The sequence below is a fragment of the Allobosea sp. P1_B10 genome (genome assembly GCF_056406735.1).
Genome location: NZ_JBFTZP010000007.1, coordinates 59,353 through 72,664, shown reverse-complemented (window position 1 = coordinate 72,664; position 13,312 = coordinate 59,353). Strand labels below are relative to the sequence as shown.

Below are 13,312 nucleotides of genomic sequence, written 5' to 3'. Positions count from 1 at the left end.
TGATCAGGCAGCCGCGCGCAGCATCAACCGCCATCCTTCTTGGGTTCCGTGGCGTTCGGTTCGGTCGCGTTCGCAGAGGGGGTATCCTCGAGGCCGCGCTCGATCTTGCGCTGGATCTTGGCGAGGTCATCGGGCTCCGGGCCGAGATCGCGCGCGGCGTTCCACTGGAATTTCGCCTCGAGCTGGCGCCCTACCTTCCAGTAGACATCGCCGAGATGGTCGTTGATCACAGGGTCGGAGGGCCGCAGTTCCATCGCGCGCTCGAGTTCGCGCGTGGCATCCTCATAGCGCCCGAGGCGGTAATAGGCCCAGCCCAGCGAATCCGTGATGTAGCCATCGCGCGGACGCAGCTCGACGGCGCGACGCAGCATGTCGAGCCCCTCGTCGAGCTTGAGATGCTGGTCGACCAGCGAATAGCCGAGATAGTTGAGAACCAGAGCGCGCTCGCGGCCCAGCGGCTCGGGCATCAGCTCCAGCGCCTTGCGCAGATCAGCCTCGCCCTCGCCCCAGCGCTTCGTGCGTTCGCGCGCGATGCCGCGGAAGTAGAACAGGTCCCAATTGGCGCGGCCGGGAGAGGCGAGCTTGGCGATCGCCTTATCATAGGTTTCCGCGGCCTCGACGAAGAGCTTGCGCGAGCGATAGATGTTGCCCAGCGCCGAGAGGGCGTCGACATCGCCCGGCCGCTCGGCGATCACGGCCTGCAGGTGCTTGACCGCCTCGTCGGACTTGCCGAGCGTCTCCAGCGCCAGCCCCGCCTGGATTTCCGCATTGGGGCGCAGAGGCGAGGATGCCGGCATCTTGCCGTAGACGGCAACCGCGTCCTCGGGCTGCTTAGAACGCTCGAGAATGTCCCCCAGCGTCAGGATGGCGAGATCGTGCTCGGGGTCGAGATAGATCGCGAGCCGGAGATAGAGCAGGGCCGCAGCCTCGTCGCCCTGGCGATTGCCGGCGCTGGCGAGCCCGTAGAGCACCTCGGCGGCACCCTGCTGGGGCGTGGAGATCTGCCGCGGCGGCTTTTCCTTGGCGGTAACCCTGGTCAGGCCGTCCCGGACGATGGGATGGTTGGGCAGCAGGCGGTCGAATTCGCCATAGGTTGCCGCCGCGCCTTCGAAATCGCCGGAGCGGGCCTGGAAGCGGGCCCAGAGATCGACCAGCCGCAGGGTGGTCTTCTCGGCGTCGTAGGCGCTCTTGAGGCGCTGCTCGGCGTCGGCGTTGCGGCCTGCCGCGTCCAGGATCAGCCCGGCATGGTAGTCGCGGAACAGATTATACGAGGCCTCGCCGCGCAGACGCTCCAGCGTCTCGATGGCGCGTTTGGTCTGGCCCGAGCCCGAATACGACCAGGCCGAGAGCAGCGTCGCCGTGATGTCGGCGGCTCGTCCGCGCCCGCCACGCTGAAGGTGGTTGCGCGCCGTCTGGTAGCTCTTCTGCTTGATGGCACGGATGCCGACGGCAAGCTGGGCGAGCCCATTGCTGGGGTCGCGCTGCACCAGCCGGTCGGCGGCGCGGAAGGCATCGGTCATCGCGCCATCGGCAAGGAAGGCGACGAAGCCGCGCTCGAGCAGGTCGAAGTTCTGCGGATCGCCCTTGATGGCTTCGCGCAGATAGACCGAGGCGGCACCGAGGTCGCGCCCGGCACCGGCCACGATGGCAGCCAGATAATTGCCCTCGAGGCTGTCGGCCGGTTCAAGCTGCTCGTTGGTGCGCGTCGCCGCAGCACCCTGAGCCGCGGCCCCGGCCTGCAGCCCGAGCAGCAATGCCAGAACGACAGCCGTACTGGCGCTGCGGCCCTTGATTCGAAATGTCACGACTGCCTTCTCCCTCGGTCCGAGGCCTTGCCTGCCAGACGCCCTGGCTCTGCCAAGCGTAGCAATCGCCAGCCCGGCAGGGACCGTTTCGCACTAAAGCCGGATTCAGGCATCGACTGGAACGATCTCGCGTTTCCAGTCGATGCCTGAATTCGTCTCGTCAGAGAGCTCGAGCAGGTCCGATTCGACCGACCGATTCCACCTTTGGCGCCCCGCTCTAGGGCGTCAAGATGGCTGTTTCCAGGCGCGCGGGCAAGCAGCACGGCCCAGCCCAGGAGATTGCGTAGCAAGGATGCAACATTCTCCCAAAAGCATGCTGCGCCGCAACGTCTTCATAGATTTCGTAGCGATATCGTCAAGACATTAGCGTTATGTTTGGCTGCTCGCATGTGTCGCGACGACTTCTTTTTGGGATCACTCAAATGAAAAAGATCATGCTCAGCGTTGCCGCCGTCGCTATGCTGGCCGGTTTTGTCGCCGGCTGCGCCCAGCCCGAGAAGCCTGCTCCCACGGTCGTCCGCAAGGGCTGATCCGTCCAGGCGATCAAAGACGAAAGGGCGCGCCGGAAACGGCGCGCCCTTTTTGCATTCGGCCCGACAGTGGGCGCTGCGACGATCCGCCCCGCTCACATGTTGGAATAGCCGGGTCCGCCGCCGCCTTCGGGCGTGGTCCAGGTGATGTTCTGCGCGGGATCCTTGATGTCGCAGGTTTTGCAGTGGACGCAGTTCTGCGCGTTGATGACGAAGCGCGGATCCGTCTTCGTTTCGGCATCGGCGTAGACGACCTCGTAGACGCCCGCCGGGCAGTAGAGCCGCGCCGGCTCGCCGTAGAGCGGCAGGTTCTGGGCGATCGGGATCGAGGGGTCGGTCAGCTTGAGATGCGCCGGCTGGTCTTCCTCGTGATTGGTCGAGGACAGGAAGACCGAGGACAGCTTGTCGAAGGAGAGCTTGCCGTCGGGCTTGGGGTAGACGATCGGCTTGACCTCGTTGATCGGCTTCAGCGTCGCATGGTCGGGCTTGCCATGCTTGAGCGTGCCGAAGGGCGACCAGCCGAAGAGCTGGTTCAGCCACATGTCGACGCCACCGAGCGCGATGCCGGCGAAGGTGCCGTATTTCGACCAGAGCGGCTTGACGTTGCGCACCGGCTTGAGGTCGCGCCCGATCTCGGAATCGCGCCAGCCCTGCTCGATCTCGACGACCTCGTCATGCGAGCGCCCTGCGGCGAGAACGGGGGCGAGATGCTGAGCCGCCTGCATGCCCGACAGGATGGCGTTATGACTGCCCTTGATGCGCGGCACATTGACGAAGCCTGCGGCGCAACCGATCAGCGCCCCGCCGGGGAAGGTCAGCTTCGGCACGGATTGGTAGCCGCCCTCGGTGATCGCGCGCGAGCCGTAGGAGAGGCGCTTGGCGCCCTCGAAGACGTCGCGGATCAGCGGGTGCGTCTTGAAGCGCTGGAACTCGTCGAAGGGCGAGAGCGTCGGGTTGGTGTAGTTGAGATGGACGACGAAGCCGACCGTGACCAGGTTGTCGTCGAAATGGTAGAGGAACGAGCCGCCACCGGTGCCATTGTCGAGCGGCCAGCCGAAGGAGTGCTGGACCCGGCCCTTGTGGAACTTCTCCGGCTTGACCTGCCAGACTTCCTTCAGGCCGATGCCGTATTTCTGAGGCTCACGCCCTGCATCGAGGCCGAACTTGCGGATCGCGATCTTGGAGAGCGAGCCGCGCGCGCCCTCGCCCAGCAGCGTATAGCGGCCGCGCAACTCCATGCCGCGCGTAAAGCGCTCGGAGACGCTGCCGTCCTTGGCGATGCCCATGTCGCCGGTCGCGATGCCGGCAACGGAGCCGTCCTCGTTGTAGAGCAGTTCGGCAGCAGCGAAGCCCGGATAGATCTCGACGCCCAGCGCCTCGGCGCGGCTGGCCAGGAATTTCGCGACCAGGCCAAGCGAGCCGACGAAGTTGCCGTGATTGTTCATCAGCTTCGGCATGCCGAAATTCGGCAGGCGGATACCGTTCGGCTCGGTCAGGAAATAGAAGATGTCCTCGCTGACTTCGGTGGTCAGAGGGCGATCGGGATCCTGGCGCCAGTCCGGGACCAGCTTGTCCAGCCCGATCGGGTCGATCACGGCGCCCGACAGGATATGGGCGCCAACCTCGGCACCCTTCTCGACAACCACGACCGTCAGGTTCTCGTCGAGCTGCTTGAGGTGGATCGCCGCCGCCAGGCCCGCCGGGCCCGCACCAACGATGACGACGTCATAATCCATGCTCTCGCGCGGCTCGGCCTGTGCTTCCTCGATATCCATACCCGCCTCCGCGCAAGAACCTGAATAGTTCACACATGAACCATCCAGCATGGCGCTTCAAGACGAGCGCCACCTAAACTGGAAATCCTCTATTCAGGGAGCGGTTCCAATTTGCAACCGCGATCAGCGCGCAACAGGCTCGGCACTTGTGCAACGCACAGTACGATAGGCACCGTGCCAGCGCTCCAGGAACCGACCCGCTGCCCGCTGCGGCGCTGAGAGGTCGCAGGCAGCGTTGTGGATGTGCTATGGCTGCGGCCATGATCGCATCCCTGCCCGATCCCGTCGAACTCCTCGCCTGGTATGCCGAAATGGGCGTCTCCGAGGCGCTGGACGAGGAACCGCGGAACCATTTCGCCGAACCGCAGCCAGTGCCCGCTGCGCGCACCCTCACGACGCCGACGCTCGCGACGCTGCAGGGCCGGACGGCTCGCGCACCTGCGCCGGTCATGGCAGGTGCGGCAACGGCGCCCGACGACGCCGCGCTGAGCGCGCGCACGATGGCGCAGGAAGCGACGAGCCTCGAAGCGTTGAAGGAGGCCCTGTCGCGCTTCGAGGGCTGCGCGCTCAAGGCAACCGCCAAGAACCTCGTCTTCGCCGATGGCAACCCGGACGGCCGGGTCATGATCGTCGGCGAGGCGCCCGGAGCCGACGAGGACCGGGCCGGCCTGCCCTTCGTCGGCCGCTCCGGACAATTGCTCGACCGGATGCTCGCCGCGATCGGCCTGACACGCAAGGAACACGTCTACGTCGCAAACCTGCTGCCCTGGCGGCCGCCCGGCAACCGCACTCCGACGCCGCAGGAGGTCGCGATATGCCTGCCCTTCATCCAGCGCCAGATCCAGCTTGCCGACCCCGATATCCTGGTCTGCATCGGCGGCCCCTCGGCGCAGGGCCTGCTGGGCCTCAGCGGCATCATGGCCTCGCGCGGGAAATGGCAGGAATACGACACCGGTACGCGGCGGATCCGGGCGCTCGCGACGCTGCATCCGGCCTATCTGCTGCGGCAGCCGCTCCAGAAGCGACTTTCATGGCGCGACATGCGCGCCCTCAAGGCTGCGCTGGATCCGCCAGCCTAGCCCATGCGGGCTATTCGCCTGTCCGGCGACGAATGAGCGCTTGAGTTATGCACGCTGCTCCCCGACATTGCGCGGAGATTTGCCGAGGACCACACCATGAAATGGGAAGACTATCGCCAGTCCGACAATCTCGAGGACAGGCGTGGCGGCGGCGGTGAATTCGCCGGCATTCCTGGCGGTCGCGGCGGCATGGGCATTGGAACGATGGTCGTACTCGGCCTGCTCGGCTGGGCGCTCGGCATCGATCCGCGCATCCTGATCGGTGGCGCTGAAATGATCGGCGGTATCGGTGGCCGGCAGGCCCCGACGCAGGAGACACGACGGTCCTCGGGGCCTCCGCAGGACGAGATGGGTCGGTTCGTCTCAGCCGTGCTGGCGCAGAACGAGGACGTCTGGACCAAGGTCCTGCCGCAGCAGGCCAACACCCGCTACCAGCCCCCGCGCCTCGTGCTCTTCACCAATGTCGACCGCTCCGGCTGCGGCACCGCACAGGCTGCGATGGGGCCGTTCTACTGCCCCGAGGACAAGAAGGTTTATCTCGACCTCTCCTTCTTCCAGGAAATGCAGCGCAAGCTCGGTGGCGGCGGCGACTTCGCCTATGCCTATGTCATCGGCCACGAGGTCGGCCACCACATCCAGAACCTGATCGGCATCCTGCCCAAGGCCAACCAGTTGCGCGAGCGCTCCTCGGAGCGCGAGGCGAACGCGATCTCGGTGCGGATCGAGCTCCAGGCCGACTGCTTCGCCGGTGTCTGGGCGCACAACGTCCAGGCCATGGGTCGCGTCGAGGCGGGCGATGTCGAGGAGGCCATCAAGACCGCCTCTGCGATCGGCGACGATCGCCTCCAGAAGGCATCGCGCGGCCAGGTCGTGCCCGATTCCTTCACCCACGGCTCGTCAGCGCAGCGCACACGCTGGTTCAACACCGGCCTGCGCACCGGCTCCATGCAGAGTTGCGATACTTTCAGGACCGACCAGCTCTAGAGGCAAGCACCTTAGTTCCGGCGTTCCGGATTGCGCCGCTGGCCCGGACAAGCTCCGTAGCAGCGCAACCCGGAGTGGGCGCCCAAGGGAGCGATGGGCCACTTGAGGGATCCCCGGACGACGCTGACGCTTCGCCCGGGATGACTGCGCCTTTCCAAACCACAGGGCGCGCTAGCCGCGGTATTGCGCCTCGGTGACCTGCTCCATCCAGTCGACAGGCGAACCGTCCTGCTTTTCCTGGAGCGCGATATGGCTCATGGCCGTGGTCGCGGTGGCGCCGTGCCAGTGCTTTTCGCCCGGCGGGAACCAGACGACATCGCCGGCCCTGATCTCCTCGATCTCGCCGCCTTCGCGTTGCGCCCAGCCACAACCGGCGGTGACGATGAGGGTCTGTCCCAGCGGATGAGTGTGCCAGGCCGTGCGCGCGCCGGGCTCGAAAGTGACCAGCGCCATCGCGATGCGCGCGGGCTCCGGCGGGCTGAACAGCGGGTCGATCCGGACGCTGCCGGAGAAATAGTCCGCAGGTCCCTTCCCGGAAGGCTGCGAGCCGCTTCGCTTGATTTCCATGATGGTCTCCTGAGGGGCGTCGCGCCCAACGGCACGCGCACCTTGTGATACGCAAACGCGATAGACCGGTTCTAGCGCGAAGCCGCGACCATCAGCCAGGCGAACGCTCGCGCCTGACGCCCAGGCGACGCGGCGCCGCGCCCAGCCTGCCGGCGAGGACCGCGCCCTTCGGCAACACCAGGCCGGCGCGCAGGCGCCGGGCGCCAAAGGAAATCGCAGCACGCTCGCGCAGGGAGCCGGCCACGCCGCGCAGCGGGATCAGTGCGGCCGCCTCTGGCGCCAGCAGCAGGTGACGGTCGACGGCTTGAGTCCAGTGCGCCTGCGGGGCATCGCCGGCATCGAGCAGAACGAGCCAGTCCCCGCGCGCTACCGCAGCGCCGAGATGCCAGCCCTCGCCTGCACCGCCCTTGAGATAACTGGCGCCCGTCGCATCGGCGAGGCGCTCGATATCGCTGTTGCCCGTAGAATCGACGACGACCGCATGACCCAGGAAGCCGTCGGCCACTGCCGGGATCAGCACCGAGAAGGTCGCGGCAAGAGCACTGGCTGAGCCATCGGCCCGGATCACGGCTGTTAGCATGGGCAGATCAATATGACGCAGCGCAACATGTCGCAATCCTGTCACTTGAATTTCGTTCCTGTTATGTTCACATAGAAAGAACAGGAACATGCCGATTCCCGGCAGTTTTTTTCAGGGTTCCGCGCCATGCGCCAGGCTGTGTCATCCAGCGTTACCTCCGGCCAGCCCCGGCCTTCGGCTCGCGCGCCCCATATGCTCAAGCGCCTCGACAGCGAGCCGGCTTCGGTGGCGGCCCGTGTCGCCCCCGCCGAGGCGCTGGCCTATGCCGGCCACCGGATCGACCCCGAGCGCCGCCGCGGGCGGGGCGCCACGATCAATCCGGGCGGCCGCTTCGAGAGCGAGCAGCGTTTCGCGGAGGATGACGGCTGGGGATCGCTCGGCGAACTGCCCGCCTTCAAGACCGAAGTCTCCGTCGAGAAGCCGCGCACGATCATCACCCGCAACGATTCACCGGATATCTCCTTCGATCGCTCGATCAATCCCTATCGCGGCTGCGAGCATGGCTGCGTCTATTGCTTTGCCCGCCCGAGCCACGCCTATCTCGGCCTGTCGCCGGGACTGGATTTCGAGAGCAAGCTGACAGCCAAGCCGGACGCCGCGATCCTGCTCGAGAAAGAGCTTTCCGCTCCCGCCTACCAGCCGCGCACCATCGCGATCGGCACCAATACGGATGCCTACCAGCCGATCGAAAAGAAGCTGCGGATCATGCGCGGCATCCTGGAGGTGCTGGCCAAGTTCAATCATCCGGTCGGCATCGTGACCAAGTCGGCGCTCGTTCAGCGCGATATCGACATCCTGGCGCCGATGGCGGCGCTCGGCCTTGCCAAGGTCGCGATCTCGCTGACGACGCTCGATCCGACGGTCGCCCGGACCATGGAGCCGCGCGCCGCCTCGCCCGCGAAGCGGCTCGAGACGATCCGGAAGCTCTCTGAGGCCGGCATTCCCGTTACCGTGCTCGTCGCCCCCATCATCCCGGCGATCAATGAGCACGAGATCGAACGCATCCTGGATGCGGCCAAGGCCGCTGGCGCACGCGAGGCCGGCTATGTGCTGCTACGCCTGCCGCTCGAGGTGAAGGAACTGGTCCATGACTGGCTGCTCACGCATCACCCCGACAAATTGCGCCATGTCGTCTCGCTGATCCGCTCGACGCGGGGCGGCAAGGATTATGATTCGGCGTGGGGCCAGCGCCAGGTCGGATCGGGTCCCTATGCCTGGATGATCGGGCGGCGCTTCGAGATGGCGGCCGAGCGCCTTGGCTTCAACGGCGCGCGCCTGCGGCTGCGCAGCGACCTCTTCCTCAAGCCGGAGAAGGAGAGAGCGCAGCTCAGCCTGTTCTGAACTCGCCATCTGTCCCACCGACCATTCAGGAGCGGCAGGGTGCTTTGGCCCTCGGGGTTGCTTCGCTTGCCTCGCAATAAGGTGGATGGCGTCGGCAGGCTCTGGCAACGCGCGACAAGTTTCGCCATAAGCCCGGCCATGACAGCCAATTTCAGCCGCGAGCGAGACGCCATCCGCAAAGGCCTGTGGCCTCTGGCCGGTGTCGACGAGGTCGGGCGTGGGCCGCTCGCCGGTCCGGTCGTGGCGGCAGCCGTCATCCTCGACCCCAAGGCGGTGCCAGAGGGGCTGTGCGATTCGAAGGCGTTGAGCGCCATCCGGCGCGAGGAGCTGTTCATCGAGATCGCAGCTTCGGCTCTGGCCATCGGTGTCGCCAGCGCGACCGCGATCGAGATCGATGCGATCAATATCCGGCAGGCGACCCTGCTGGCGATGCGCCGCGCGGTGAAGGCGCTGGCGGTCGTGCCGGTCAGCGTTCTCGTCGACGGAAACGATCCGCCGGCACTGGCCTGCACCTGCGAGGCCGTGGTGCAAGGCGATGCAAGCATCGCCTCGATAGCGGCGGCCTCGATCATCGCCAAGGTCACGCGCGACCGGATGATGGCGCGGCTGTGCCGGCGCTACTCGGTCTACGGCTTCTCCCGCCATGTCGGCTATGGCACGCCGGAGCATCGCGCGGCGCTCCAGGAGCACGGGCCCTGCCCCGAGCACCGCTATTCCTTCGCGCCGGTCAAAGGGCTCTGGCAACGCCCATAACCCACGCTGGGTAGCTCGCAATCGCATTGCGCTCGCTGCGGCGACACGCGGTTGTGACGAGCGTCCGGAGGCTGTCCGTGTTAACCAGTGATTAGGAATTTTACTTGGCTTGCCAAGGGGCTAGGCAAAAACTGCAGCCCCAAAACGAGACGCATTTTTTTCGTCCTGGAAACCCGGCTTTTACCCTGACTCGGCAATATCGCGACTGTTGAAGTTGCGTAACCGTCTTGGGGCGACATGAGTATTTTGCGTTCCGGGACCACCAGCGCCGCCGTCCGGATTCAGGTTCCGCGTACCGGACGGCCCGCGCTGCAGTCTCGTCTCAAGGTGGCACCGCCACCGCAGGAGCTACCGCTCGATCAGGTGCTCGTTGGCGACTGCGTCGCCGCGATCAATTCCCTGCCGGCAGCAAGCGTCGACCTCGTCTTCGCTGACCCCCCGTACAACCTCCAGCTCGGTGGCGATCTTCGCCGGCCCGACGACAGCCTCGTCGATGCCGTCGATGACGACTGGGACAAGTTCTCGTCCTTCGCCGAATACGATCAGTTCACCCGCGCCTGGCTGACAGCCTGCCGCCGGGTGTTGAAGCCCGATGGCGCGCTGTGGGTGATCGGGTCCTACCACAACATTTTCCGCGTCGGGTCGATCCTTCAGGATCTTGGTTTCTGGATGCTGAACGACATCGTCTGGCGCAAGGCCAACCCGATGCCGAACTTCCGCGGCCGGCGTTTCACCAACGCCCATGAGACCCTGATCTGGGCTGCGCGCGGCGAGCGGTCGAAATACACCTTCCACTACGAGGCGCTGAAGGGTGGCAACGAAGACCTCCAGATGCGCTCCGACTGGTACCTGCCGCTGTGCACGGGCGAGGAACGGCTGAAGGACGACAAGGGGGCCAAGGTGCACCCGACCCAGAAGCCCGAGGCGCTGCTGGCCCGTGTCATGCTCTCGGCGAGCAACCCCGGCGACGTGGTCCTCGATCCCTTCTTCGGCACCGGCACGACCGGCGCCGTTGCGAAGGCACTCGGCCGCCACTTCATCGGCGTCGAACGCGAGACGGTCTATGCCGAGGCCGCGCGCAAGCGCATAGCGGCGATCGAACCGCTGCCGCCGGAAGCCTTCTCGACTGCGCCGTCCAAGCGCACCGAGCCGCGCGTTCCCTTCCTCAGCCTCGTCGAGGCCGGGCTGGTGAAGGCCGGCGAGGTCGTGACCGACGAAAAGCGCCGCTTCAAGGCGACGATCCGCGCCGACGGCACCTTGTGTCTGGGCCCAGTCGTCGGCTCGATCCACAAAATCGGCGCGCTCGCCCAAGGGCTGCCCGCCTGCAATGGCTGGACCTTCTGGCATGTCGAGCGCGAGGGCAGCCTGATGCTGCTCGACGCCCTGCGCGGCGAAATCAGGGCGGAGATAGCGGCGGCCTGAGCGCCGCCTCCAGCACCTTCAGGAAGAGGCTTGGAAACGGCTCCTCGCGCAGTTTTGCGCGGGGGCTGAAGCGCATTCCAAGGGGCGCCGCCATGGCTTTCGGCGCGCTTGCCACGAAGATCGTGAGTTCCAGCGGAAAATGCGTGAAGACGTGGCGGACCGGCACGGCCAGTCGCTGCCATCGCGTGACGACCGGCGCATCCTGCATCGCCCCGTCCAATTCGTAGTCGCTGCTCCAGTCGCTGGTCGGGACTTCGGCCATGCCGCCCAGAAGCCCTTTGTCGGGCCGCGTCCGCACAAGCACCGCGCCATCGTCACGGATCAGGACGAAGGCTGCGCCATAGCGCGTGACACCTGTCTTCTTGGCCGCCTTGCGCGGAAAGCTCTCCTGCGTGCCGGCCTCGCGCGCTCGGCAGGGCTCGCGCCAGGGACAGAGGCCACAGGCGGGATTGCGCGGCGTACAGATCGTGGCGCCGAGATCCATCAGAGCCTGCGCGAAATCTCCCGGGCGCTCCGGCGGCACCATTGCCAGCACGCGCTCGCGAATCAGGGGCTTCGCGCCTGGCATCAGTTCCTCGATGGCGAACAGCCGCGTCATGACGCGCTCGACATTGCCATCGACGGCAGCGGCGGGGCGATCGAACGCGATCGCGGCGACCGCGCCCGCCGTATAGGCGCCGATGCCGGGCAATGCGCGAAGTCCCTCCTCGGTATCGGGAAAACGCCCGCCGTGCAGATCGGCGACGGCTTTCGCGCAGGCATGGAGATTGCGGGCGCGCGAATAATAGCCGAGGCCCGCCCAGGCCTGCATGACCTCTTCGGACGGCGCCGCCGCCAGATCCGCAACGGTCGGAAAACGCGTCATGAACCGTTCGAAATACGGTTTCACCGCCGTGATCGTCGTCTGCTGCAGCATAATCTCGGAGGCCCACACCCGATAGGGATCCGGCCTTTCTCCCGGCAGCGCGCGCCAGGGCAGCGCGCGCCGGTGGCGGTCATACCAAGCGAGGAGATCGGCAGACCTGGCCGGACGTGGGCGCGTTGCGAGGCTCATGAGCCCGGTTTAGCGCTCCCGTTGCGGACGGCAAGCGGTGTGATCGGCACAATCCGCCCGCAACCCGACCGGGCGGCCTTGCTGCGGGCAACGCGGCGGCGCAAAATGGCGCATGGCTCCCAAACCACTTGCCGACCTCATCGACGACTGTCTCGCGCCCGCGCTCGCCGCGCAGGGTTTCGCGGGACGGGCCATCGTCTCGCTTTGGCCCGAGATCGTGGGCGAGAGACTCGCGGCGCGGTCTCGGCCGCTGAAGATCGACTGGCCACGCCGCCGCCCGGCACCCGGAGAGGTCTCGGAGCCGGCCGCCATGGTCGTTCGCGTGGAGGGCGCCTTCGCGCTCGAGATGCAGCAACTCGGACCGATCGTGCTGGAGCGGGTCAACACCCATCTCGGCTGGCGGGCCGTCGGCAAGCTCGTGCTGAAGCAGGGGCCTGTCGAGGCCCCCGCGACGCGGAAGCCCCCGGCCCCGCCCGATCCGAGGATCGTGGCGGAGGTGGCGCAGCAGGTTTCGATGATCTCGGACCCCGGCCTGCGAGCGGCGCTGGAACGTCTCGGGCAATCTGTCGCGCAAAAGGTCAACCGCCAGCGGCTCGACACGGCTTCGTGAGCAGGGGGTAATCTCGCCCGAACCGATCTTGCCACAATCTTCCCGGCCTCTATGGTCCCGACATCTTCGACCCCTAAGGATCATTGACGATGACGAACAGGCGACAGCTTCTGACGGCCACCGCCGGCCTCGCGGCCGCCGGGCTGCTTGGCATGGGCCCGGCACAGGCCCAGGCCAGCCTGGAGACCGCCGGTCCGCTGGGCGATGTCTGGCTCGGCCCCGCGACCGCCAAGGTCACGATCATCGAATACGCCTCGCTGACCTGCGGCCATTGCGCCGCCTTCCACAAGGACACCTGGCCGGCGCTGAAGGCCAAGTACATCGACACCGGCAAGGTGCGCTTCACGCTGCGCGAATTCCCGCTCGATCCCCTGGCGACGGCAGGCTTCATGCTCGCGCGCTGCAACGGCAACGACAAGTATTTCCCGATGACCGACCTGCTGTTTGCCCAGCAGCGCGTCTGGGCGTTCACCGAGAAGCCGGCCGATGCGCTGTCCGCTCTGGTCAAGCAGGCCGGTTTCACACAGGAATCATTCGAATCCTGCTTGAAAAGGCAGGATATCTATGACGCCGTCACTCAGGTGAAGGATGGTGGGGCCAAGGCTGGCGTGGACTCGACGCCGACCTTTTTCATCAATGGGCAGAAGCGTTCTGGTGCGCTCTCGATGGCCGAATTCGACAAGATCATCGAGCCGCTGGTCGGCGGCTGAGGACGCTTGCTTCCTCAACGGCATATTGAGCGTCAGCCCGGACACGCGGCCCAGCCGCGCTGATCCGGGCTCCAGGCCCGAGCCTTACTTGCAGGCGCTCCT

At 66.3% G+C, this 13,312-nt stretch carries 12 protein-coding genes; 7 read left to right on the top strand and 5 right to left on the bottom strand.

The genetic code is table 11. The annotated features are described in order from the left end of the window. Positions 1-23: 23 nt before the first annotated feature. Positions 24-1,805 carry a tetratricopeptide repeat protein gene (locus AC1D2L_RS15885; RefSeq protein WP_476846858.1) on the bottom strand — a complete coding sequence of 594 codons (1,782 nt, stop codon included), beginning with the start codon at positions 1,803-1,805 and terminating at the stop codon, positions 24-26. A gap of 625 nt (positions 1,806-2,430) precedes the next feature. Further along, positions 2,431-4,110 (bottom strand): electron transfer flavoprotein-ubiquinone oxidoreductase, encoded by a 1,680-nt coding sequence (locus AC1D2L_RS15880; RefSeq protein ID WP_476846857.1) that lies wholly within the window; start codon positions 4,108-4,110, stop codon positions 2,431-2,433. A gap of 260 nt (positions 4,111-4,370) precedes the next feature. Between AC1D2L_RS15880 and AC1D2L_RS15875 the strand changes: the two genes are divergently transcribed. Further along, on the top strand, positions 4,371-5,189 hold the full coding sequence (locus AC1D2L_RS15875) for a uracil-DNA glycosylase (protein WP_476846856.1): 819 nt from the start codon (positions 4,371-4,373) through the stop codon (positions 5,187-5,189). 96 nt (positions 5,190-5,285) lie between these two features. After that, entirely contained in the window at positions 5,286-6,173 is an 888-nt protein-coding gene (gene ypfJ / locus AC1D2L_RS15870) for a KPN_02809 family neutral zinc metallopeptidase (protein ID WP_476846855.1), read from the top strand. A gap of 171 nt (positions 6,174-6,344) precedes the next feature. On the opposite strand, the gene AC1D2L_RS15865 is transcribed toward ypfJ, so the two are convergent. Together AC1D2L_RS15865 and AC1D2L_RS15860 are read right to left on the bottom strand one after the other, a co-directional pair. Next, positions 6,345-6,740: a (R)-mandelonitrile lyase gene (locus AC1D2L_RS15865; protein ID WP_476846854.1), complete on the bottom strand. Its 396-nt coding sequence runs from the start codon at positions 6,738-6,740 to the stop codon at positions 6,345-6,347. Positions 6,741-6,831: 91 nt separating this feature from the next. Further along, on the bottom strand, positions 6,832-7,320 hold the full coding sequence (locus AC1D2L_RS15860; protein ID WP_476846853.1) for a hypothetical protein: 489 nt from the start codon (positions 7,318-7,320) through the stop codon (positions 6,832-6,834). Positions 7,321-7,512: 192 nt separating this feature from the next. Between AC1D2L_RS15860 and AC1D2L_RS15855 the strand changes: the two genes are divergently transcribed. From AC1D2L_RS15855 to AC1D2L_RS15845, 3 genes are all read left to right on the top strand, one after another. Next, a complete protein-coding gene (locus AC1D2L_RS15855) occupies positions 7,513-8,661 on the top strand; it encodes a PA0069 family radical SAM protein (RefSeq protein WP_476846852.1) in 1,149 nt (382 codons plus the stop codon). Between the two features lie 138 nt (positions 8,662-8,799). Further along, a complete protein-coding gene (locus AC1D2L_RS15850; RefSeq protein ID WP_476846851.1) occupies positions 8,800-9,414 on the top strand; it encodes a ribonuclease HII in 615 nt (204 codons plus the stop codon). Positions 9,415-9,651: 237 nt separating this feature from the next. Continuing rightward, entirely contained in the window at positions 9,652-10,836 is a 1,185-nt protein-coding gene (locus AC1D2L_RS15845; RefSeq protein WP_476846850.1) for a DNA methyltransferase, read from the top strand. On the opposite strand, the gene mutY is transcribed toward AC1D2L_RS15845, so the two are convergent. Continuing rightward, the gene (gene mutY, locus AC1D2L_RS15840) at positions 10,811-11,890 is read right to left on the bottom strand and encodes an A/G-specific adenine glycosylase (RefSeq protein WP_476846849.1); all 1,080 of its coding nucleotides are present in this window, start codon (positions 11,888-11,890) and stop codon (positions 10,811-10,813) included. The genes AC1D2L_RS15845 and mutY overlap by 26 nt on opposite strands. Before the next feature lie 112 nt (positions 11,891-12,002). Here mutY and AC1D2L_RS15835 point away from each other — a divergent pair, with 112 nt between their 5' ends. Continuing rightward, positions 12,003-12,500 carry a DUF721 domain-containing protein gene (locus tag AC1D2L_RS15835; protein ID WP_476846848.1) on the top strand — a complete coding sequence of 166 codons (498 nt, stop codon included), beginning with the start codon at positions 12,003-12,005 and terminating at the stop codon, positions 12,498-12,500. Between the two features lie 89 nt (positions 12,501-12,589). Further along, on the top strand, positions 12,590-13,210 hold the full coding sequence (locus AC1D2L_RS15830; RefSeq protein ID WP_476846847.1) for a DsbA family protein: 621 nt from the start codon (positions 12,590-12,592) through the stop codon (positions 13,208-13,210). Positions 13,211-13,312: the final 102 nt, after the last annotated feature.